This window comes from Prevotella sp. kh1p2 (assembly GCF_900111525.1).
GTDB lineage: Bacteria > Bacteroidota > Bacteroidia > Bacteroidales > Bacteroidaceae > Prevotella.
The window spans coordinates 110,658-133,897 of the sequence record NZ_FOHY01000007.1; the positions used below are offsets into that span (position 1 = coordinate 110,658).

Genomic DNA, 23,240 nt, shown 5'->3' on the forward strand with positions numbered 1-23,240 from the left:
GTTAGCATCCTCCATTATTAGAATTCGATATCCAAACCGAAGCCGTAGTATCTCAGTGTAGGATAGTTACGGGCACTGTTGGCACCTCCTTGGCTCATTTGATTGTTGAACTCAGAAGTCTCCGGGTCGATAAATGAGTTGTGAGAGAAAGTGAGCAGGTTCTGTCCAGTCACGTAGACTCTCAGCTTGTCGACCCCAACCTTTGTTGTCCAAGCCTTTGGCAGGGTGTAACCGAGGGTAATGTTCTTCAATCTCAGGTAGGCGCCGTTGAGCATGTACATGTCTGAAGCCTGCCGGAAGTTGTTCTGGCTGGATGCACTGCCCGATGCGCTCAGGCGCGGATACTTGGCTTCCGTATTGGTTGGAGTCCAGAAATCGAGCTGATGTTTGAAGATGACATACGAATAGTTGGCGTGGAACGGCTCCATGAGCTCGCCGCGAATCATCATGTCGCGCTTGCCTACGCCCTGTGCGAAGAGGCTGAAGTCGAAGCCTTTCCAGTTCAGCGAGTATGTAAAACCGAAGGTGTAGCGTGGGAACGCGTTGCCCAACACATAGCGATCCTTGGAGTCGATGATGCCATCGTCGTTGCGGTCAACGTACTTGTTGTCGCCCGGACGCACGGTTACGCCCACCGGGATAGCCGAAGCCTCAATCTCCTCGTAGCTCTGGAAGTGGCCTGCTGTCTTGTAACCATAGTACGAACCCAACGGAACACCGACACGCTTGAGGAAGTATATCTCGTCCGAACCGGTGATTTCCTCGCGCTGCGGGAACTTTTCGAGCTTGTTGAACGAGTCGGCAATGTTGCCGGTAAAGTTATGGATGAAGGCTCCTGACTTGAGTCGGTAGTTCAGCGAGAGCTCCCAGCCGCGGTTGCTCACCTCGCCCAGGTTGGCCATATTCTGGCTTGTGCCGAACACGGAGGGCACAACGGGCTTCATGAGAATGTCGACGGTACGCTTGTAGAAGTAGTCGAAGCTCACGTTGAGGGCGCTCTTGAAGAACGTGGCATCAAAACCCAGGTTCAGCGTCTTGGTCTTTTCCCACTTCAGTTCGTCGCTTCCCAGAGTGAAACCGGCACCCGTAACGGGCTTGTTGTTGTACGCGTAGGTGTTGGTGTACATGTTGTAGGTTGTGTAACGGTCGTAGGTACCGATGGTCTGGTTGCCCAGAATACCGTACGAACCGCGCAACTTCAGGTCGCCCACCTTCTCCTGATAATCCTTCATCCAGGGTTCCGACGAGATACGCCAACCCAGTGAGAGAGACGGGAAGAAGCCCCAGCGGTTCTTGGAAGCGAACTTCGACGAGCCGTCGTAGCGGAAGTTGAACTCTGCATAGTAGCGTTCGGCGTAGTTATAGCCCAAACGACCCAGCACGGAGGTGATGCTCGTGCGTATCTGGTCTTCGGGATAAACGTGCGAGCTGCCGCTGGTGCTTATCTCGGCATCGTCGTTTGCCTTGGTTCCCAGGTCGGGGTTCGGGAAGTCGATGCGTATTTCGTTGCCGCGGCCCGTGTAGCTCTCGTTGGTCACACCAACGAGTCCGCTCACCGTGTGGTCGCCGAAGCTCTTGTTGTAGTCGAGCAGCAGCTGCGTGTTGAGCAGGTAGGAGTCGTAGTTCCAGTTATCAGTATAAGTCTTCTCGTTCTGATAACTCGACGGCTTATCTTGTGTTGCGCTATAATAATAAGGTACGGTAAAGGTGCGGGTGTAACGTGTCTGGTTGGCCACATCAACGCCGAAGACGCCGCGCAGCTTCAGTCCGTCGATGATTCTCATCTCTGCATTCAGGTTTGCCACGAAGTCGTTGTTGCGGTATTTGTTGGTTCCGCTGGCCTCGAGGCTGCCCAGCGGGTTGAACTGCGACAGCGCGTTGTTGAGCAGATACTTGCCGTCTTCCTTCAGTTTGTTGTAATAATACGGCGGCACACGTTCGGCATCAATCTCCAGACTGCCGCCCGTTGTAGACAAGCTGTTGTTGCGCGTGTAGGCGAGCAGGGCCTGTATCTTGAAGCGCCCCACCTCGGTAGAGATGTTGGAGCGCAGGTTGTAGCGCTTCACTCCGAAGCCGTCGTTGCCCACGTAGTTGCTCTGCTGGTCGTAGTAGCCCACGCTCACCATGTACGTTGTCTTCTGGCTGCCGCCCGATATGCTCAGGTTGTGGCTCTGCTGGAGGGCTGTACGGAATATCTGGGGCAGGAACCAGGCCTCTTCCGACTGGTGGTCGTACAGGTCGCGTATCTGCTCGGGAGTAAATTCAGGTGCCAGTCCAGAGTTCGTGAGGGCCAGGTTCTTGAGCGTGGCGTTCTGATATCCCTTTACGGGAGTAAAGAGAATGTCGGGGTCCTCCCATCCTACGGAAGAACTCAGGCGCACCCTCGTGGGCTCGTTTATGCGCCCTTTCTTGGTCGTTACGAGGATAACGCCGTTCGAGGAGCGTGAACCGTAGATGGCTGCAGCGCCCGCATCCTTGAGCACCGAGATGTTGTCGATGTCGTTGGGGTTGAGGTCGTTCAGCGCGCCTTCATTCATCACGAGCCCGTCAATCACCACCAGAGGCGAGTTGCTGTTCGTTGTGCTGATACCTCGGATGTTGAGGTTGTTGCTCTCGCCGTTAGGGTTGAAGCTCTTGCGCTGTATAATCAGGTTGGGCGCAGCGCCCTGCAAGGCCTGCGTAACATTGGCCACGGGCTTGTCCTGCAGCATGTCGCTCTTCACCTGGTCAACAGCGCCGGTTATGCTGCGGCGCGTCGTGGTGCCGTAGCCTATCACCACCACCTCGTCGAGCACCTGCTGGTCCTCGCTCATGGTAATGTTCACGCTGCGCTTGCCGCCCAGGCTGATGCGCTGGTCGGTGTAGCCGATGTACGAAACTTCGAGCGTTGCGTTCTCCGGAGCGTCGAGAGAGAAGTTGCCGTCAATGTCGGTAACGGCACCGGTACCCGTTCCGGCCACCTTTACGGTAGCTCCGGTAACGGGCTCCCCGTTCTTGTCGGTCACCGTACCGGTAACGGTATGCCGGTCGCGGGCCTGCTGTGAGCGTTGTGCCTGCTCCTTTTTGGTGATGACGATGTGGCGGCCCGTAATCTTGTACTCCAAGCCCCGGCTGCCCAGCACCTCGTCGAGCAGCGCCGAGAGCCGCTGGTTGGTGCTCGAAACTGTTACCACTGTTTGGGGGTCCAAGACGCTTTGACTAAAGTCGACCGACATGTCCGTCTGCCTTTCTATGGCAGTGATAACCGACTTAATCGTAGCTCTGGTTGTTGATAATTTGACCATCTGGTTCTGGCCGTAGGCCGAAGAGGCTGCCAGCAGCATCAGCAGGAGAACCGCCCTTCTGCCTTGTCGCAACGCGGCCAGCGTGGTCTTGGTTAATAGGTTAATCATTTGTTAGCATTCGATTAAAATTACAAAAGGTTTTAAGTCTAAGTATTCAATTCTTGTCAGGATGTGGTTGGGGTCCTTACTTTCGGGGTTGGGGATGGTTATCTGCGAGCTCCCTCCTTTCTGCTTCTGTAAAGCGTAACGTGGTTTCCATTCATTTGGTAGTCTATGTTTGCAGCTATTTGCGCCAATATGTCCAGTACATCGTGCAGACTCTCGTTCTTCTCGAAGTTCATGGTGTACTTCTCGGCCATGCTGATGGAAGAGTCGACGCTGAACTTCACGCCGTACTTGTGTACCAGTACGGGTATGATGCGGCTCAGCGGCTGCTGGTCAAAGCTCAGGCGGCCGTCTATCCACGAGGCCTCGTCGGCCGCATGGGTGCCGAACTTGCTTATTTTCTTCGACAGCCGGGCGTACACCGCCTGCTCGTCGGGGCGCAGTACGAGCGCCGTATCGTCAACTGCCACGCGCACGCTGCCCCTGAGCAGGGTGGTGGTGATGCTGTTCTCATCGGAGTAGGCACGCAGGTTGAAGCGCGTGCCCAGCACCCTGATGGTCAGGTTCTCGGCGTTCACGACGAACGGGCGGGCCGCATCGTGGGCCACGTCGAAGAACACCTCGCCCGATACGAACACGTTGCGGCTCCCGCCGTGGCCGAATTTTTCGGGATAGATAACCTTCGAACCGCCGTTTACCGTCAGCTCCGAACCGTCCGAGAGCAGCAGCCGGCGCGTCTGCCCGTCGGGCACCTGGCACACCATCATGCGGCTCTCGGCGGCATGGTAGCGGCAGGACGCCGTCCAGGCTGCCGCCATCAGGAACAGCGGCAGGGCTACCGCGGCGGCATATTTGAGCACCCTGCGCAGGCGCAGCTTGCGGCGGCGGGTCGCCTCGTAGGCATCGCGGCGGCTGCGGTGGGTGCGGAGAGCCTCCTCCAGGGCACCGTCATCGGCCTGCGGGGCCTCGTTCCAGATACGCCCCAGCGCCGCCTGCTGCTCCTCCTCGCTATCTCCGGAGAGCAGCCAGTGGGCCACCATGCGCCTGTATCTTGGCGGAAGCGTTCCGTCAAAATGGCGTTTGATAATGTGGTATGCCTTATCGCCGTTCATGTTATCAGTGTTCAACAAGCAGAGCAGTTGATAAAACGAAACACGTAGTTAATTAAAGTTAAGCATTAAAAGCAGCAAGAAGAACTTCAGCTCCTTGAGGTCGGCCAGCGCGGCCGAGATGTGCGTCTCCACGGTACGGATGCTGATGCCCAGCTCGCGGGCTATATCGGCGTTGGTCTTGCCGTCGCGGCGGCTCATCAGGAACACCCTCCGCCGCTGGGCGGGCATGCGGGCCACGCGCCTGTCTATCATCGCCTCCAGCTCGCGCAGGTACACATCCTCCTCCGTGGTGTTGGCTTCGGCCTCCGGAATGTTTTCCTCCGGCTGCTGCCGCAGGCGTTCGCGCAGCGCCCGGAGCGCCGAGTTGCGCGCGCTGGTAAAGAGGTACGAGTCCAGCGAACGGATGCCCTCCAGCTCGCCGCGGCGCACCCACAGGTTCATGAAGATGTCCTGCACGATGTTCTCCGCCGCGTATTCGTCGTGGCACAGCCCCTTGACAAAATACTTCATCTTGGCATAGTACCTCGCGAAGAAGGCGTCGAAAGCCTTCTCGTCACCGCCCGCAATGGCAGAAAGGAGTAGTTCGTCGGAGGTCAGCATACGCACCCGGGTGTATTGTATAGATGTTACTTCGGGCTACAAAATTACGAAAAAGGGGAATGAAAACAAAATATTTCGAACGCATTGTTATCCAGCACTTTCGCAGCATGTGCCATTCAAGGCTGCCGAAGGGCATCTTCGGCAGCCCTGAAGGTATCGGTCAAGGGGCTTGAAGGTATGCTCCACCTTACTCCGTGAAGTGTATCTCGTCCATGAAGCGGCGTATCACCTCGGGCTTGCCGGTGTGTTTGCCCTTGTCTTCGCTCAGCTTGCAGGTGTCGTTATAGAACGGCCACGTCTCCGTTATCTTCACGGCGGTGAGCTTGATGACGATGTTCATGGGCGTGATGTCGGCAAAGTCGTTCGTAAAGTGGGTGCCGATGCCGAAGGAGGGCACGCAGTAGTCCACGGCGTAACGCTGTATCTCGATGGCGCGGTCGGTGTCGAGCGCGTTGCTGAAGATAACCTGCTTGCTCCTTGGGTCAATGCCGAAGGAGCGGTACTTCTCGGCTATCTTCATGAGTTGTTCGTGGTTGTTGCCGCTGTCTACACGCAGTCCTTTGAACAGGTGGGCAAAGTCTTCGCTGAAGTTGAGGCTGAAGATGTCCCATCCATAGCTGTCGTAGAGATACGTTCCCAGTGCTCCGCGGAAGGTGTTGCGCCACGCGTTCATGGCCATGTGGTTGGCCATGAGGGGCCCGAACATGCCGCCGATGGCACAGACGAACTCGTGGGCCATGGTTCCTACGGGCTGCAGGTCGTACTTCATGGCCAGGTACACGTTGCTGGTGCCCACGAACCGGCCCGGCCACTGGCGCGAGCGGCAGCAGTCGCTCATGGCGCGTACGATGGTGTCCTCGGCCTCGAGCGAGGCGCGGCGGCGCGTTCCGAAGTCGCTGTACACGCAACCGGCGGCCAAGAGTCGCTCGCCCTTGGCGTAGGTTTTGCGATAGTAGGCCTCGTAGTCGAACTTCTCGTCCTGCCCGGTCATGGTGTAGAAGAGCTCCGATATGATGGCCAGCACCTTCACTTCCAGCAGGATGGTGTCGCTCCAGTTTCCCTCGAACTCCACGTGCAGGTGCCCCTCGTCGTCCTGCCAGGCCTTTACCCACTCGTGGTTGTAGCGGTATCCTTTGAGATACTTGTAGAACCAGTCGGGAATGTAGTAGCAGCGGCGGCGCATGAAGGCCACCTCCTCGTCGGTTATCACGACGTTTTCCAGCAGCCTGATCTGGTGGTTCAGCTCGTCGGCAAAGCCGAAGGGATAAACCTGGTCGTTACGGTCAACGAAGGTGTACTTGACCTGCGCGCGCGGAAAGTTGTCGATGACGGCGCAGCACATGCTGAACTTGTAAAGGTCGTCGTCGGTGAAATGGTTGATAATCTGCCTCATGATGTAATGGATAAAATTATGGGCAAGGCTCCCGGCACTGCCTTCCGGCAAGGCTGCCTTACCTGATGTAGTCTTTAGTCAACATGTCATAGTACAGCGCCTCCAGCTCTGCAGAGGTGAGATGCTCCACGGCGTGCTCAATGGTTCGTATGAGTTCGCTGCGCCGGGTGTCGTCGTCGGCACCGAAATGGGAGAAGGTCTTTGCCATTGCCTGTTGATTGGTTATGGCTGCAAAATTACAATTTTATTTCATAACTGCATCCTAAAAACGCAAAAAAGCCTCACGGCAGCCTTTCAGCTTGCCGTGAGGCCGGCGGCGCGGAGGCCGTAAGGTCAGAGCCGGCACACCAGTCCGACGGTGCCGAAGATGGGGTACAGCGTCTGGTCTATGGTCTTGAAGTCGCTGTGATGGATGCCCGTGAGGCCCCAGTTCAGGTCAAAGTAGGCTCCCACGTTGCGCCAGAAGGTCCAGTCAACGCCTGCACTCACGCCCCACTGCATGCGGCGCATGCTGGCAGAGAAGTCGTAGTTGCCGCGCGTTCCCTCGTCTTCGCCCATGTTCACCTTGGCTCCCGTGGGGTTGCTTACGCGCAGGTAGCCGCCGTGAACGTAGCCGTCGAAGCTGCGCGACACCACCCACGATACGTACGGACCTGCCTTGAGCCGCACGTTGCGGGCCACGTCAAAGGTGGCTTCTACGGGCAGCGTGAACATCCACTCGGTGACTTTGGTCTTCACGTTGCCCGTGAACATGCCCTCAAGGTGCTGGTCTCCCTGCACCACTGCTGTGTGGTAGTTCTTTACCCGGGCGTCTATGTTCATGCCCTTGTTCTCCAGTCGCAGCCCTGACAGTACGCCCCAGCCGCAGCCCAGGGCCTTGTGCACGTCGATGCCTGCCTGCAGGTTGGGCTGCAGGGTGTAGCTGTTCAGGTGCCGTATCTCGGCAGGCAGCCCCACGGGAGCCGTTCCTCCCACCGAATAACCTATGCGCAGGGCCACGTCTACGTTGCTTCGCATGCAGTGCTGCGCGCCGGCAGCAAGTGTAAAGACGGCCATCAGGGCCGTTGCAAGTATCTTTTTCATCTTATTCATCCTCCTTTTCACAAATCACTTTCACCTTATCTATATAGAGAGTGCTGCCCGGCGCGCCCAGAAAAGAGGCTCCGTCCTTGCTCGAAGAGAACACAAGAGCCAGGCTGTAGCCACGCTCCGAGAGCACGTCGAGGTCTATGTCGGCGCTATAGGCGAACGTAACATCAAATTCAGTCCACTCGTCCACGGGTTTCACATAGCCCATATCGGCCATCGCCACGATAAGTTCGCTGGTCTTCACGTTCTCTCCGTCCAGCGTCACGGCATTGCCCCGATCGTCGTGGTTGCGGTAGAACACGGCGTAAACGTCGGCACTGTCGGGGCGTGCCAGCACGTGGCCGGTCTTGTCCCAAAACTCCTTGCCGGGCTGGTATTTATAATATCCCGTGAAACGGAGCGGCTTGCGGTCGAACGGTTTGCCAAAACGCGTGGCGTGCAAGGGGTCCATCAAGGCGTTCTCCAGGTCGAAGTCGCCGTAGAACAGGTTGCCGGCAGCCAGCCGCATGTTCATCATCGCGCCCAGTGCTCCCGTGCTGCGGGTGGTCAGCTTCACGCCGTAGCCGTCGTAGCCGTTGGCTTCGGGCACCGACGGAAACTCTTCGGGCGACTTGTCCCAGGCTGCTATCGAGAAGCCGCCGTTGCCCGTTGCCCAGTCGTTACCAAGCGTTCCGTCCTCGTTCTCGCTCTTCCATGCGTAGTATTTGGCTGCACCTTCGCCCAGCGAGGTAAGCTCGAAGTGCTCGAAGTCATAGCTCACGGTATCGCGCTCCATGCGCGCCACGGCCTCGAAGGCCACCTCGTAGCGCCTTGTCCATGCCCCGTCCTGCGACGTAACGGTGTAAACGACGGGCCCGTTGCTGAAGTCCTGCACCGAACCGTTGGCCGGTTGGATGGTTGCTCCGTCCGTTAAGGCGAATCGGGGGGCCAGAGCACTCACGTCGGCCTTGCGCTTCACGGTGAATGTAATCGTGGTTTCGGCCGACGGCACCATACGTTCCGTATCCGTAACATGATAGAACAACTCGCCCGGATTGTCCACATGGACTGCTGCCGAGAGGATGTCGGCCTCCGCGTTGAGCGGTTCGTCCTTGATGCAGGAGCCAAGCAGCAACGTTGCTGCCATGCAGGCTCCCAGTTTGAAGAATAACTTCATAAGCAAAACTCTATTGATAAAAATTGATGCAAATGTATAAAAAAACCGTCAACCCACCAAAAATGACGGCCGCATAATCATCTTCTGTAAAATAGGTACACCTTTCTGCAAAATTTATCATTCGCCTTTAACCGATTATTCGTATCTTTGTAAACATCTAAACAGATTGACATGAAGAGACTGATATTTTGTTTGGCACTGGCCTGGAGCATGCTTACGGCCGCGCCACTGCAAACTAAAGCACAAGTAAATATGACACTTACACCAAGACAACAAGGCCTCTCAGCCATCGCGGGCTTAGAGGCAAAGGGTGACCTGCAGCATCTCTACACGGCCATCGATGAAGGACTGGACAACGGACTCACCGTTGCCGAAATCAAGGAAGCACTCTCACAACTCTATGCCTACACGGGATTCCCGCGCAGCCTCAATGCACTCGGACAGCTGCAGCAAGCCGTTGCTGACCGCGAGGCTGCCGGCAAAAAGACCGATATGGGGCAGGACGACCCGCTGCCGGTGCCCGCAGGCTTCGATGCCCTGAAGCGGGGAACGGACGTACAAACACGACTCTCGGGCCAGCCGTTCAACTATCAGTTTGCCCCCCGCACCGACTACTATCTCAAGGCGCACCTCTTTGGCGACATATTTGCCGGCAAGGCGCTGTCCGAAAGCGACCGCGAGATTGTTACCGTGAGTGCCATCGCGAGCCTGGAGGGCTGCGACCCGCAGCTCGCTGCCCACTGCCAGGGCGCGCTCAACATGGGCGTAAAGCCGGAAGAGCTGCGCTCCATTCCCGCCGTACTGCAGGCCCGCGTGGGCGAGACGGAGGCTTTCCGCTGCCGCCGGGCCATAGCCAAGATTACGGGAGAACCGTTCGGCGAGGGCCAGCCGGTTGACTTCAGCGTGTGGCCGAAGGGAAAATTCAACGCCGACTACGCCCAGTACTTCATCGGCAACAGCTATCTGGCACCGCTCGATGCCCAGAACGGCTGCCCCGTTAACGTGACTTTCGAGCCCCGCTGCCGCAACAACTGGCACATACACCACAAGAGCGTGCAGGTACTCATCTGCGTTGCCGGCCGCGGTTGGTACCAGGAATGGGGCAAACCGGCCGTAGAAATGAAGCCGGGCACCGTTATCGCCATTCCGGCCGAGGCCAAGCACTGGCACGGAGCGGCCAAGGACAGCTGGTTCCAGCACCTCACCTACACCACCAAAACGGCCGCCGACGCCAGCAACGAGTGGCTGGAACCCGTAACCGACGAGGTCTACAACAAGCTGCCCTGACGCCAGCCGCGGCCATGCTCTTACACCCGCTCACCACCGACATCACCCCGCCGGCCCGTTTCAACAACCCTTTCTATTACGAGCCCCATCCGCTCTGCATGCTTGCCGCCCGCAAGCTGCAGGGCGAACTGGCTCATGCACCTTTCCGCGAGGAGATTGACAGCGGAAAGATGTTCGGCATCTTGGTGGTCGAAATACCCACTAACACCCATCACCCAACACCTAACACCCGCCTCGCCTACCTGCAGGCGTACAGCGGACAGATAGATTATTTCGACTCGCCTGCCGTCACCCATCCTTCATCACCCATCACCCAACACCACCCAACACCCATCACCAATCACCCAACACCCACCACCCATCACCCAACACCCGAGTTCTCACCCTTCGTTCCCGCCGTTTTCGATTACCTGCAGCCTGGCGGCTACTTCAAGACCCGCGAGCAGCAAATCAGCTGCATCAACCATTCGGTGTTCCGGTTGGAGCACAGCGAGGCGCTGCTGCAGGCCGAGAACGAGCTGGAAGCACTGCACCGGCAGGCCGAGAGCGAGCTTGCTGCCATGAAGCAGACCGCCACCGAGGCCAAGCGGCGGCGCGACGAACGGCGCCTGCGGGGCAACCTGAGCACGGCGGAGGAGGCAGAGCTCACACGCGAAAGCCAGTTCCTGAAGGCCGAACTCCGGCGACTGAAAGCCCGATGGCAGGCCACCATTGCCGGCAAGGAGGCCGAAATCGCGCCTCGCCGGCACGAGATTGAGGCCCTGAAGCGGCAACGCAAGCAGCAGAGCGACGAGCTGCAGCACTGGCTCTTTTCACAGTTCAGCCTGCTCAATGCCAACGGCGCGCGCCGCAATCTTATCCGGATATTCCGCGACTACAGCCATAACGACGCGGCCATTCCGCCTTCCGGCTCGGGCGAGTGCTGCGAACCCAAGCTGCTGCAGTATGCTTACAGCCACGGCTTGCGGCCCCTCTGCATGGCGATGTTCTGGTGGGGCGCGAGTCCGCGCGATGAGTTGCGCCGCCATCTGCACTTCTATCCGGCCTGCAACGGCAAGTGCAAGCCCCTGCTGGGCTGGATGCTGCAAGGCTTGGAGGTGGAACCTAACGCGCTGGAGGCCGAGGACAGCGCCGAACCCACAATACTATACGAAGACCAAGCCATCGCAGTAGTCAGCAAACCGGCCGGCATGTTGAGCGTTCCGGGCAAGAGCCGGCGCGCCTCGGTCTATGACTTCATGCGGCAGCGGTACGCCGACAGCGACAGTCCGCTGATGGTTCACCGCCTCGACATGGCCACCAGCGGCCTCCTGGTGGTAGCCAAGACCATGGACGCCTACAAGGATTTGCAGCGCCAGTTCAGGGCTCACGCCGTCAGGAAGAAGTATGTGGCCCTGCTGGAGACGGCCGTCAGCACGCTGCCTGCAGGCAACCGTGGCACCATCAGCCTGCCTCTGCGCCCCGACATCAACGATCGGCCGCGCCAGCTGGTCGACTTCACGCACGGCAAGGAGGCCGTAACCGACTATTATTATATAGGTAACGGCCGCATAGAGCTATGGCCGCACACGGGCCGCACGCACCAGCTGCGCGTTCACTGCGCCCATCCGGCGGGCTTGAACAATCCCATTAAGGGCGACGAACTGTATGGCCACAAGTCCGCCCGCCTCTATCTGCATGCCGCGGAGATAACTTTCCGCCATCCGCTCACGGGCAGGCAGGTCACCTTCAGGTGCGAGCCGGAGTTTTAAAAGGGGATTTCGGGGTTAGAAGTTATCACTCGCTGCGCTCGCGAAGAAGTTAAGGTAGATGAAAGAAGTTAAAGGCCAATGGTTTGAAGTTAGGCTCGCTGCGCTCGTTTAGAAGTTAAAGAAGATGAAAGAAGGTAAAGCTTTTAGTCGGTAGTTAGCGCTCGCTGCGCTCGCGGAGAAGTTAAGGAAGATGAAAGAAGTTAAAGGCCAATGGTTCTGTTAACAAGATGCAGAACCGTTGATTTTTTGTTTTTAGTCTACAAGGCGAATGAAGAAACGACGCAAAAAGCAATCAAATTGCGATTTTGAAGCAACATACCGGAGTGCTGAAAATGCGCTTCAAGAGCTTGAAAGTATATAAGCACGAACTTTCGACACTTGTCGCACGATTGTTTGACACTTGTCGCACATATCTTCGACAAGTGTCAAAAGTTCCCCGTCCTGTCTTTTCTTCCCCCTCGGAACACAAAGACCAACGCCCCTACTCCTAAGAGCAGAGCCGTTGGCCTTTAACTTCTTATATTTTCTTTAACTTCTCCGCGAGCGCAGCGAGCCTAACTTCAAGCCATTGGCCTTTAACTTCTTTCATCTACCTAAACTTCTCCGCGAGCGCAGCGAAGCGATAACTTCTTGAAAGAAAGCCTCAAACCAAGAACATGATGATTACCTGCGCGATGATTACCCGCAGGAACATGCCCAGCGGATAGACGCTGGCGTAGGAGATGCTCGGCGTGTCGCCCTCGATTGTATCGTTGGCATAGCCCAGCGCCATGGGGTTGGCCATGCTGCCGCAGAGGATGCCGCAGATGGTTCCGAAGTCGAACTTGCGGGTTTGCAGGATTGCAAAGCCCACCGTCAACACGGGCACCACGGTGAGCAGAAAGCCCAAGCCTATCCACATCAGGCCCTCGGGACGCACCACAGTGGCAAAGAAATCCTTGCCTGCATCGAGCCCCAGACAGGCCAGGTAGAGGCTGAGCCCGAACTTGCGGAGCATGAGCGAGGCCGAGTTCGTGGTGTAGGAGATGATGTGCATGCGCGGACCGAGCGCGCCCACCATGATACCCATCACGATGGGACCGCCGGCTATGCCGAGCCGTACGGGCGCACTCATGCCGGGAAGGGATAGCGGAATGGTGCCCAAAGCAAGTCCGAGGATGACTCCCAGGAATATACTGCCCACGTTGGGTTCATTGAGTCGGCGCTCTGCATTGCCGAAGAAGCGCGAAACATTGTGCAAGGCATCGTGCTCTCCCACGCAGACAACGCGGTCGCCGTACTGCAGCCGCAGGTCATCGGTGGCCAGCAGCTTGATGTCTCCACGGAAAACGCGGCTCACGTTCACGCCGTAAGCGTTGCGAAGTTGCAGCTCTCCCAGCCGCTTACCGTTGAGAACGGTTCGGCTGATGATGATTTCGCGGCTCTCTACCGTTGAGTCTATGTGGTTCCAGTCTATCTTCTCCCTGTTCCAGTTGCGGTTCACCTTCTCGCCGAAGAGCAGCTCCATGGCCGCTTCCTCATTGCGCATGGTCACCACCAGCAGGTCGTCGTCCTTGTGCAGCACGGTGTTGGCAAAGGGCACTATCACCTCCTTGCCGCGCCAGATGCGCGAGATGATGAACTTGTCCATCGTGTGCTGGGCCACCTGGGCTATGGTCTTGCCGTCCAGTGCGGGGTTCTCAACCCGGTATTCGCCGATGTACGTCTTGTTGTCATCATTGCCCGAACAAACCTTGAGGTCGTCGGGACGGACGAAGAGCTTGCGCAGCACCACCATTGCCAGTATCACTCCCACCACGCCCAACGGATAAGTAACGGCCGTGCCCAGTGCCAGCGAGCCCGACGGCTGTCCGAGATGGCTGAGCGCCTGCTGTGCAGCACCCAGCGCGGGGGTATTGGTCGTGGCGCCGCAGAGCAGTCCCACCATGTCGGGAAGGCTCACTCCGGTGAGCGGACTCATTGCCAGCGCCATCGCCGTACCTAACAAGATGACGGCCAGCGACCACATATTGAGCGGCATGCCCTCATGACGAAGCGAGTTGAAGAAGTTGGGGCCCACGTGCAAACCCAGCATGTAAACGAACAGCACGAGGCCGAACGTCTCGGCATAGTCCAGCACCGCGTGGTCAACTGACAGTCCGAAGTGGCCGGCAACGATGCCCACAAAGAACACGAAGGCCACTCCGAGCGACACGCCCATTACCTTGAGCTTGGCCAGAGCCAGGCCTACGGCACAGATGGCAGACAGCACCACGATGGTCTGTATTGACGACTGAATGGCAAAAAGTCCGTTAAACCAATCCATAGAATGTGCTCCGTCAGGGCTTTCTCTTCACGATTTCGAGGTAGTTCTCAAGCGGAATGCCGCGGTTCTTGTCGGCATTTTCCTTGTTGAGGTCGATGAGTGTCCACACAGCATCCATGGCTCGCTGGGTGCTCTGCTCCAAAGGCTCGCCGTCGAGCAGGTGGCCTATGAGGACTGCTGAGAAGATGTCGCCCGTTCCGGGGAAGTGAACGGGAATCTCGGTGTAGGGCAACAGGAAGTATTCTTGGGTCGTATGGTTGTAGCCAACCACCGTAGGCGTACCGTCAACGGGTATGCTCGTGATGAGTGCCGACTTGGCTCCGGTCTTCCGCAGGTGGTTCAGAAGGCTGCGGGCTTCGGCTTCCGAAACCCCTTCAGGCCTGTATTCGCGCCCGGTAAGATAGCAGGCCTCGGTATAGTTGGGGTAACAAAGGTGGGCGACCGACAGCATCTCGCGCATACTCCTGATGGTCGCGGGCGTTACTCCGTTGTAGAGCTTGCCCTCGTCGCCCATGATGGGGTCGGCAAAGATGAGCGTTCCGCCCGCTGCCTGTTCCTGGCAGTAGCGCGAAACGATGCCGGCCTGCCGTTCGGAGACGATGAAGCCCGTGGCAATGGCATCGAAGCCGAAGCCCAGCTCCTTCCATACGGGAAACACGCCCTTGATGTATTCCGTGGTGTCAAGGATGTTGAACGTGCCGTAATCGAGCGTGTTAGACACCAAGGCAGTGGGCAGATTGTAGACGGAATGCCCCATGTACGAGAGCAGGGGCAGCATGGCAGCGGTGGCAACCTTGCCGTATCCGCAGATGTCATTGATGAGAAGTACCTGTTTCTTGCTCATTCCTGTTGGTTCATATACTTTCAATGTGCGAAGGTACGGCAAATAAATGAAAGACGAAAGCAAAACTCCAAAATTCTTCCTTCAACTAATCTGCATCGCTGCTGCCATGATGTTTCTGGCCGAAAGGGAGCTTCCGCTTGCGGCAGAAGGGCTGCTTCATGCGGCCGTCTGGTTTAGCCTGTTGTCTATAAAGCAATAGAACTGATGGCTGCCTGTCAGGTGTCGGTTTACAATAATTAACTTTCAGGATTTGGACTGTATTGATTATATCACTTTATTTGTAAATTATGAATTTGCAGTTGGTGGGATATTATCGTGTCATGCCATAAAAATAGGAAGAGCAATTGAGTATGACAGCCTGTTTATCAACCCGCATGACGGATTGCCGTAGGGTGACCCGTCGCGCTATTTTAATAGGAATTCTTGCATTGCTGGGCTGCAGAGCCCTTGCACAGCAACGTAGATTGCAGATTGTTGTCGTAGACACAGAACTGCAGCCCGTAACAGGTGTGGCCGTGCGCGTGGACAACTGCGGGCACCGACAGAGCGGACTGACCGACACGGAGGGCCGCTTCAGGTGCCAGTTGGCCGAGGCTGACAGTTGCACGGAGGCCGAAGTGTCGGTACAATCCAACCTGTACGAGCCATTAGATACCCTTATCAGCACCGCAGCCGAGGGTGAGCAAGTTCTCACCATGCGCCATCTGTCAATAGGAGAGGTAAAAGTCATCGGGTTCCGTAAGCTGGCCCGATCTAATGCCGAGCGAACAGTTTTCGCCCTCGACACCAGAGGGCTGCCCGCCACTGCAAAGTTGGATTTGGCTCTCCGGCGCTTACCGGGCGTGATATATGGCGATACTGGCTTCAAGCTCCTGGGTAACGACAAACCTGCCAAGCTGCTTCTTGACGGCATAGAGATAAGCCAAGAGGAGATTGCCAAGGTAGACGCCACCGAGATTGAGCGTGTAGAGATCCGTAGGGTAGGCGTAAATGAAGACACGTATGCCGGTGAAATCAACTTCATTCGTAAGAAAGACCACACGCGCCTCTTCAAAGGAGAGGCGGAACTAAGCACACAACTAACGCGCCCGGGCAGCTTCGTGATGCCCAATGTGTCGTATCACTCGGAGAAAGTGGACATCACCTCGTGGGTTTCTCATACCTATAGCCGCCAGCACAGCGACCGTTCCACCTTCAGGGATGGGGCGCTGACTTTCCGTTCTCATGATAAGACAAACCTAAACCAGTATGCTGCCTCCACAAGGGTCAACCTGTTTTTCTCATCCCGTTGGATGGCTTTTCTCTCTTATTCCATGTTTGGCTACAACGCCCACACGAACTCCTACTTGCCAATAACTAACGTCGGCGCCTCCAATCAGCATACACGCGAAAAGTATTTCAGCCACTTTGGCAATGCTGTAGCACGCTACAATCCCGGTAAGAACAACCGTTTGTTCGGCAAGGCACGCTATCTCAACTATCTAAATACAAATGAGGTAACAACTCCGTCGGCATACACCTACAGGGGCGGTCTGCATGAGTGGACGGGCGAGATAGTAGATGAAGCCGACAGTCTGCACACCGGCCGCATCTTCCATAACGTCATCGCGGGTTACAAGAGCATCTTCCGGCAGAGCCTGCTCACGGCCTCCAAGGAACGTTACAACTCTGATGTGCAGCAGTTGTACGTAAAAGACCAGTTCGACCTTGGCACCCATTTGGGAGCCTTCGTGATACTGAAAGGAGAGTAGGACGGCTACCGGTTCGGTACCGTCAGCGTGAGGCACCTGTCGTTTCTGCCTGCTGCCACCGTGGCATGGAATGGCAAAAAGGGCAATCTCTCGGCCACTTACCTGCGCAGGATATGGCGACCCAGCATCGATTACCTGAACCCTGAAATCTATTATATTAGCGAAGAGAGCAAGATAAAAGGCAACCCCAGCCTCAAACCACAATACGCCAACCGCTTCACACTGGCTTACGCACGGCAAATAAGGAATGGATATCTGAATATGCAGGTATCGTATGAACGAACCAAAGACATGGTAGACCAAGTTTACATAGAAGACTACACCACCACGACATACCAGAACGCAGGCCGCAGCCGCATGTTCTCTGCCACGGGCAGCTACTATCTGCCGCTACTGAAGAACATGCTCACCCTCAACCTCTCGGCCGGGGTAACGCATCAGTCGCTGAAACTAACTCCCTCCATGCAGGCCTCCTCGTTGAGCACAGGTAACGAGGGATGGATATTCAACAGTTCGATGAACGTGAGCTATATGGCACCCCGCAACTGGTTCTTTAACCTATCGGGAACCTATATCAGCAGGATAATAGCCATGAACTACACTACACGGCTCAAGCCTACACTGGATCTGCTGGCCCGCAAGTCGCTGTGGAAAGGCCGCATCGACTTATCGATACGCTATACAGACATGTTCGGGCTGTGGCACCGGCAGCGTACAGACTACCGGCTCAAGGGAGTCTATCAGCATTCGGAGGTATCCTTGCCCTCGTCCATGCTTTCTTTCTCTGTGACCTGGCACTTCGGAACGAATTTCAGAAGCCGCAATGCAGGCAGCGCCATCAATAACGAAGACATCACGATTAAATGAAGCAGGAAGCTGATATTTTACAATCAGGATGGAAAACTGACCTGTCCGGGAACTTTCGACAAGTGTCGAACAATCGTGCGACAAGTGTCACACTCATGTGCGACAAGTGTCGAAAGTTCCTGCTCCTATCCTTCAACAACGCAACCGATGGCATTCCGGCACCCGGAAACAGGCCGGCGGACAGGGCGCAAGCGTAGGTCAAAACGCAATATTTTTCAATTTTGTTTGCTTGTATGTTACAAAAAAACTATCTTTGCACGATACAACAGTTTGTAAGGCGGCGCCCTGCGACGGCTCACAGGCGCCCGACGACGCTGCCTTACGCCCTAACTCGGAGAGAAGATGATAGATATTTGCTGCATTGGGCACATCACCCGCGATAAGATAATCACGCCGGAACAAACCGTCTACATGGCCGGCGGAACCTCCTTCTACATGTCCTACGGCATGAACCGGCTGCCGCCCGCGGTGTCGTTCCAGCTCGTTACCAAGGTGGGACGCGGCCAAATGAAGGAAGTGGAGCTGATGCGACAGGCGGGAATAGACGTGAGATGCTACCCGAGTCAGCACACGGTGTACTTTGAAAACAAATATGGAGAGAACTCGAACAACCGCACCCAGCGCGTTCTGGCTAAGGCCGACCCCTTTACAGTGGACGAGATGAAGCTGACGGAGCAGGCCCGCGTGTACCACTTGGGCTCGCTGCTGAACGACGACTTCTCGCCCGACGTGGTGGAATACCTCTCCACGCGCGGCCTCATCTCCATCGACGTGCAGGGCTACCTGCGCGAGGTGAGGGGCGAAAACGTGTACGCCATAGACTGGAAAGACAAGGAGCGGGTGCTCAACTTTACCGACATCGTGAAGCTGAACGAGCACGAGATGGAGGTCATCACCAGCTCCCGCAATCCGCGCTCGGTAGCCCTCAAGCTGGCCGAATACGGTGTCCGCGAGGTCATCGTGACGCTGGGAAGCTACGGATCGCTCATCTACGCCGAGGGCAAATTCTACGAGATACCGGCCTACGAGCCGTCGAGAGTGGTGGATGCAACGGGCTGCGGCGATACGTACTCTACCGGTTACCTCTACTGCCGCTCGCAAGGCGCGGGCTACGAGGAGGCCGGCAAGTTTGCCGCTGCCATGTGTACGCTCAAGCTGGAGCACTCGGGGCCGTTCGACAAGACGCTGAAGGACATCAAAAGAGTTATCCGTCTGGGATAGCTCTTTGATGCTGCCGCAATCCTGAAGTTCCGCTCACTCCTGCCCGGCGAGCCGCTGCGGGCTCCTTACCCGTATGGTCAGCGTCTCCTTGTCGAAGCTGATGTCGTCTCTTTCCACGTACTCGCTCAGTATTCCCAGTGCCGCCAGCTGGCGCGGAGTGCCGATGGTGAGGCCGCGGGTGCGGTTCATCATCCAGAGCATGTCGGCTATCTGGAGGGCCAGCTCTAGGTCGTGGGTGGAGAGAAAGATGGTTTTGTCCATCTCTGCTGCAAGCCTGTGGAGCAGCTGCATCATCTCAACCTTGCTCGGAAAGTCGAGGAACGCCGTCGGCTCATCAAGCAAGATGACGGGCGTCTGCTGTGCCAGCGCCTTGGCAATCATCACCTTCTGGCGCTCTCCATCGCTCAAGGTGTGCACCATGCGGTGGCTCATGGGCCCGATGCCCACCAGCTGCATGGCGCGGGAAACTATCTCGCGGTCGGCTGCAGAGAGCGTTCCCCAGAAGTTGGTGTACGGAGCGCGGCCCATGCCCACCATCTCCGCCACGGTAATGTTGTGCACGTTGGGCTTCTGTGTGAGCACAACGCTCACCAGTTTGGCCAGCTTGCGGCCGCCCGAGCCGGGCTTCAGGCCGGGTGCCGCGGTATAGGTAACGGTGCCGCTGATGGCCGGCTGGAATCCCGCCAAGGTGCGCAACAGGGTCGACTTGCCCACTCCGTTCTCTCCGAGCAGGCACGTCAGCCGGCCGCTACCTATCGAGCCGTTTAGCTCCTTGGCCACAATCTTGTCCGCGTAGCCTATCGTCAGGTTTTCTATCTTTATCGTTTCCATCTGTGCAAAGATAATATTTTTGTGCCGTTTTCATCCTGTTTTCAGACAAATTAGTACCTTTGCAGCATGACACAAAGCTCACCCATCGCCGAATTACAACGCCAGAAGCTGCTCTTGCAGTTGGAGTACAGCACCGAGAAGGAGGCCTTCCGCAAGCAGACCGAGACCCTGGGACTGGCCCGAAAGGTAAAACGCGGCGACGCCTGGTTCCCCCTCAGGGTGGGCAAAAGCTACTACAACTCGCTCAATCAGCTAACGGTAGAGGTTTTCAGAACCGAAGATACCGACATCGAACACAACTTCGAGTTCGGCAAACCCGTTGTTTTCTTCCGCACGGACCCCATCACCCGTCACCCCACACCCATCACCCACCACCCATCACCCGCCACCCAACACCCCTCCCCCATCACCTACTACCCCTTCAACGGCACCGTTTCGTACGTTGACGGCGACCGGATGGTGGTCACGGTGCCCGACGGCAGCCACATTGCCGACCTGCAGCAGGCCGACCGGTTGGGCGTTCAGCTCTTCTTCGACGAGACGAGCTACCAGATGATGTTTGCCGCCCTGGACCGCGTGATGAATGCCCGGGGCAACCGGCTGGCCTGCTTACGCGACCTTTTCTACTCGCATCAGCCGGCGGCTACGTTCTCGTTCGAGCCCATGAAGTTCCCCTGGCTCAACCCCACACAGGAGCAGGCAGTGAACCAAGTGCTGCGGGCAAAGGACGTGGCCGTGGTGCACGGGCCTCCCGGAACGGGCAAGACAACCACCTTAGTGGAAGCTATCTACGAGACGCTGCGCCGGGAGAGCCAGGTTCTTGTGTGCGCTCAAAGCAACATGGCGGTTGACTGGATAAGCGAGAAGCTCGTAGACCGCGGCGTCAATGTGCTGCGTATAGGCAACCCCACACGTGTGAACGACAAGATGCTGGGCTTTACCTACGAGCGCAGGTTTGAGTCTCATGCCGACTATCCGCAGCTGTGGGCCATCCGTAAGGCCATCCGCGAGCTGCGCGGTCAGCGCCGCGGGCGCACGGAAAGCTACCACCAGAAGCTCGACAGGCTCAAGTCGAGAGCCACGGAGGTAGAGCTCCGCATCAATGCCGACCTCTTTGGCGAGGCCCGCGTCATAGCCTCAACGCTGGTGGGCTCGGCCAACCGCGTGCTCGAAGGACAGAAGTACGGCACGCTTTTTATTGATGAAGCCGCCCAGGCGCTTGAGGCAGCGTGCTGGATAGCCATCCGCAAGGCCGGCAGAGTGGTGCTCGCAGGCGACCACTGCCAGCTTCCGCCTACGGTAAAGAGCATTGCCGCGCTCAAGGGAGGGCTCGGCAAGACGCTCATGGAGCGCATTGTGGAGAACAAACCCGAAGTGGTGACACTGCTCAAGGTGCAGTACCGCATGCACGAAGACATCATGCGCTTCTCTTCCAACTGGTTTTACGACGGGCAGGTGCAGTCGGCTCCGCAAATCAAACACCGCGGCATACTGGACTACGACGTACCGATGGAGTGGCGCGAGGCTGCCCCCGCCGATGCCGACGGCAGCGAGCAGCCCACGGGAGAGGAGTTTGTGGGCGAGACCTTCGGGCGCATCAACAAGGCCGAAGCCGAGCAAACGCTGGCTACACTGGAGCAATACTTCAACAAGATAGGCAAGAACCGCATCCTCGAAGAGCGCATCGACGTGGGCATCATCTCGCCTTACCGCGCCCAGGTGCAGTACCTGCGCAGGCTCATCAGGCAGCGCGCGTTCTTCAAACCCTACCGGGCGCTCATCAGCGTGAACACCGTCGACGGCTTCCAGGGGCAGGAGCGCGACGTCATACTCATCTCGCTGGTCCGCGCGAATGCCGAAGGGCAGATTGGCTTCCTGCGCGACCTGCGCCGCATGAACGTTGCCATTACGCGGGCGCGGATGAAGCTCATCATCCTCGCTGATGTGCCCACGCTGACCCGCCACCCCTTCTACAGCAAGCTGTACCGCTACATCAAGAATCTGGAAAACCAAAACCAATCCCACAACTATGATTGAGAAAGACTACATCATGCGGCTTATCCGCGAGTTCATGGCCGCATTGCAGCGCCTCCTGGAGAAGAAGGAGGTGGAAGACCGCAGGCAGGAGATAGAGAAACTCTACACCCAATACTTCGGCGAGGCGGCGTTGTGGCGCAATGCCTCGGTACCGGAAATACTTGCAAACCTCAAGAACAGCCACCCCGCCGACTACCTCTACCGCCTCGACATGCTGGCTAACCTCTTCTACACCGAGGCCGGCACAGTGTCCAAACCGCAGGCCGACGACCTCCTGGAGAAGGCTTACGCCCTCTTCGACTACATAGATGCCTACGGCCGAACCTACGACCTGGACCGCCGGAAACGAATGACAGCAATCAAAAACAAATTAGACAACCCATGAAACAGTTTCTTCTTGCCGCCGCCCTGCTATGCTCGGCCGCGGCCGCCACGGCCCAACAGCCAGCCGGTGGCAACCCTATAGCCGGCGGATGGTACGCCGATCCGGAGGCTATCGTACTGAACCAGCGCTACTGGGTTTACCCTACCTACTCGGCGCCTTACGGAGAGCAGACCCATTTTGACGCCTTCTCGTCGCCCGATTTGGTGCATTGGACGAAGCATTACCACGTACTCGACGCCTACAACGTGCCCTGGGCGCGCCGTGCCATGTGGGCTCCGTCGGTGGTGAAGGCCAATAACAGGTTCTATTTCTTCTTCTCCGCCAACGATGTTCATGAGGGTGAGACGGGCGGAATAGGCGTAGCCGTGGCCGAGAAGCCCGAAGGGCCGTTCCGCGATGCCATCGGCAAGCCCCTCGTTGGCCACATCGTGAACGGCGCACAGCCCATTGACCAGTTCGTGTTCTGCGATGACGACGGCCAGTGGTACATGTACTACGGCGGCTGGAGGCACTGCAACGTGGTGCGGTTGGCGCCCGACTTGCTCCACATCGTTCCCTTCACGGACGGCACTACTTACAAGGAGATAACGCCCCAGAACTATGTAGAGGGCCCCTTCATGCTCAAGCGCGGCGGCAAGTACTACTTCATGTGGTCGGAGGGCGGATGGACGGGCCCCGACTACTGCGCGGCCTACGCCATCGGCGACTCGCCGCTGGGCCCCTTCAGGCGCATAGGCAAGATACTGCAGCAGGACCCCGAGGTGGCCACCGGCGCCGGTCACCACTCGGTTATCAAAGGTCCGGGGGCTGATGAGTTCTACATCGTGTACCACCGGCGCCCTCTGGGAGAGACCGACGGCAACCATCGGGTGGTGTGCATCGACAGGCTCGAGTTCAATGCCGACGGCACCATACGCCCCGTAAAACTGACTTTCGAGGGCGTGAAGGCCTCGCCCCTCAAGCCCGAATGAGGCCTGCGGTGTAAGGAAACTTGCCTGCAAAAGGCCCCGTTTTTATGGATTGAGAGAGCTGCCCACGGCGACTTGAAACACCGGAAAATGGCTTCATGACTGCTGAACATACAGAAAAAGATACGCATTTTGCCCCTTTCGGACTCCCGAAAGGGGTATTTTTGGCCTACGGATAATGTCTTCGAGGCCGTAAAAGGATAGCTCCGAGGCTCTTGAAGGATAGCTTCAAGCGCGCTGAAGCTATCCTTCAA

At 57.2% G+C, this 23,240-nt stretch carries 18 protein-coding genes and 1 pseudogene; 9 read left to right on the forward strand and 10 right to left on the reverse strand.

Translation table 11 applies throughout. From position 1 onward, the window contains the following. Positions 1 to 17 precede the first annotated feature (17 nt). The 7 genes from BMW31_RS05795 to BMW31_RS05820 form a co-directional block, all read right to left on the reverse strand. Positions 18 to 3,392, reverse strand: coding sequence for a TonB-dependent receptor (locus BMW31_RS05795; protein WP_255404842.1), 3,375 nt, complete (start codon positions 3,390 to 3,392; stop codon positions 18 to 20). 98 nt (positions 3,393 to 3,490) lie between these two features. Further along, on the reverse strand, positions 3,491 to 4,501 hold the full coding sequence (locus tag BMW31_RS05800; protein ID WP_091822388.1) for a FecR family protein: 1,011 nt from the start codon (positions 4,499 to 4,501) through the stop codon (positions 3,491 to 3,493). A 48-nt stretch (positions 4,502 to 4,549) separates the two neighbouring features. After that, a complete protein-coding gene (locus tag BMW31_RS05805) occupies positions 4,550 to 5,101 on the reverse strand; it encodes an RNA polymerase sigma-70 factor (RefSeq protein ID WP_143049158.1) in 552 nt (183 codons plus the stop codon). Between the two features lie 187 nt (positions 5,102 to 5,288). Beyond that, complete coding sequence (gene pncB, locus BMW31_RS05810) at positions 5,289 to 6,494, reverse strand: nicotinate phosphoribosyltransferase (RefSeq protein WP_091822393.1); 1,206 nt, start codon at positions 6,492 to 6,494, stop codon at positions 5,289 to 5,291. Between the two features lie 58 nt (positions 6,495 to 6,552). Further along, positions 6,553 to 6,702, reverse strand: a complete 150-nt coding sequence (locus BMW31_RS13415; RefSeq protein WP_177166278.1) for a hypothetical protein — start codon at positions 6,700 to 6,702, stop codon at positions 6,553 to 6,555. A gap of 125 nt (positions 6,703 to 6,827) precedes the next feature. Then, entirely contained in the window at positions 6,828 to 7,577 is a 750-nt protein-coding gene (locus BMW31_RS05815; RefSeq protein ID WP_091822397.1) for a porin family protein, read from the reverse strand. A gap of 1 nt (position 7,578) precedes the next feature. Next, positions 7,579 to 8,739 (reverse strand): PCMD domain-containing protein, encoded by a 1,161-nt coding sequence (locus BMW31_RS05820; RefSeq protein ID WP_091822400.1) that lies wholly within the window; start codon positions 8,737 to 8,739, stop codon positions 7,579 to 7,581. Between the two features lie 171 nt (positions 8,740 to 8,910). Here BMW31_RS05820 and BMW31_RS05825 point away from each other — a divergent pair, with 171 nt between their 5' ends. Next, on the forward strand, positions 8,911 to 10,026 hold the full coding sequence (locus BMW31_RS05825; protein WP_255404843.1) for a carboxymuconolactone decarboxylase family protein: 1,116 nt from the start codon (positions 8,911 to 8,913) through the stop codon (positions 10,024 to 10,026). 14 nt (positions 10,027 to 10,040) lie between these two features. Continuing rightward, the gene (locus tag BMW31_RS05830) at positions 10,041 to 11,777 is read left to right on the forward strand and encodes an RluA family pseudouridine synthase (RefSeq protein WP_091822407.1); all 1,737 of its coding nucleotides are present in this window, start codon (positions 10,041 to 10,043) and stop codon (positions 11,775 to 11,777) included. 643 nt (positions 11,778 to 12,420) lie between these two features. Here BMW31_RS05830 and BMW31_RS05835 read toward each other — a convergent pair. Both BMW31_RS05835 and BMW31_RS05840 read right to left on the reverse strand, forming a co-directional pair. Then, the gene (locus BMW31_RS05835; protein ID WP_091822410.1) at positions 12,421 to 14,082 is read right to left on the reverse strand and encodes a putative transporter; all 1,662 of its coding nucleotides are present in this window, start codon (positions 14,080 to 14,082) and stop codon (positions 12,421 to 12,423) included. A gap of 13 nt (positions 14,083 to 14,095) precedes the next feature. Then, positions 14,096 to 14,926: a pyridoxamine kinase gene (locus tag BMW31_RS05840; protein WP_091822414.1), complete on the reverse strand. Its 831-nt coding sequence runs from the start codon at positions 14,924 to 14,926 to the stop codon at positions 14,096 to 14,098. 46 nt (positions 14,927 to 14,972) lie between these two features. Here BMW31_RS05840 and BMW31_RS13420 point away from each other — a divergent pair, with 46 nt between their 5' ends. The 4 genes from BMW31_RS13420 to BMW31_RS05855 all read left to right on the forward strand — a co-directional run bounded on the left by BMW31_RS13420 (position 14,973) and on the right by BMW31_RS05855 (position 18,765). Next, entirely contained in the window at positions 14,973 to 15,125 is a 153-nt protein-coding gene (locus BMW31_RS13420; RefSeq protein WP_177166279.1) for a hypothetical protein, read from the forward strand. 265 nt (positions 15,126 to 15,390) lie between these two features. Continuing rightward, positions 15,391 to 16,677: a TonB-dependent receptor gene (locus BMW31_RS05845; RefSeq protein ID WP_091822417.1), complete on the forward strand. Its 1,287-nt coding sequence runs from the start codon at positions 15,391 to 15,393 to the stop codon at positions 16,675 to 16,677. Positions 16,678 to 16,704: 27 nt separating this feature from the next. Then, entirely contained in the window at positions 16,705 to 17,544 is an 840-nt protein-coding gene (locus tag BMW31_RS05850; protein ID WP_091822421.1) for an outer membrane beta-barrel protein, read from the forward strand. Positions 17,545 to 17,886: 342 nt separating this feature from the next. After that, positions 17,887 to 18,765 carry a PfkB family carbohydrate kinase gene (locus tag BMW31_RS05855; RefSeq protein WP_091822425.1) on the forward strand — a complete coding sequence of 293 codons (879 nt, stop codon included), beginning with the start codon at positions 17,887 to 17,889 and terminating at the stop codon, positions 18,763 to 18,765. A 60-nt stretch (positions 18,766 to 18,825) separates the two neighbouring features. Here the strand turns inward: BMW31_RS05855 and BMW31_RS05860 are convergent. Continuing rightward, positions 18,826 to 19,596: pseudogene (locus BMW31_RS05860) on the reverse strand (ABC transporter ATP-binding protein); the annotation flags it as partial. A gap of 66 nt (positions 19,597 to 19,662) precedes the next feature. Between BMW31_RS05860 and BMW31_RS05865 the strand changes: the two are divergent. The 3 genes from BMW31_RS05865 to BMW31_RS05875 are packed head-to-tail and all read left to right on the forward strand — an operon-like array spanning position 19,663 to position 22,989. Continuing rightward, the gene (locus BMW31_RS05865; protein ID WP_091822431.1) at positions 19,663 to 21,633 is read left to right on the forward strand and encodes an AAA domain-containing protein; all 1,971 of its coding nucleotides are present in this window, start codon (positions 19,663 to 19,665) and stop codon (positions 21,631 to 21,633) included. After that, entirely contained in the window at positions 21,626 to 22,018 is a 393-nt protein-coding gene (locus tag BMW31_RS05870) for a hypothetical protein (protein ID WP_091822435.1), read from the forward strand. The genes BMW31_RS05865 and BMW31_RS05870 overlap by 8 nt, the downstream gene beginning before the upstream one ends. Next, positions 22,015 to 22,989: a glycoside hydrolase family 43 protein gene (locus BMW31_RS05875; RefSeq protein WP_091822438.1), complete on the forward strand. Its 975-nt coding sequence runs from the start codon at positions 22,015 to 22,017 to the stop codon at positions 22,987 to 22,989. Before BMW31_RS05870 ends, BMW31_RS05875 begins: the two co-directional genes overlap by 4 nt. The last annotated feature ends 251 nt before the right edge of the window (positions 22,990 to 23,240 follow it).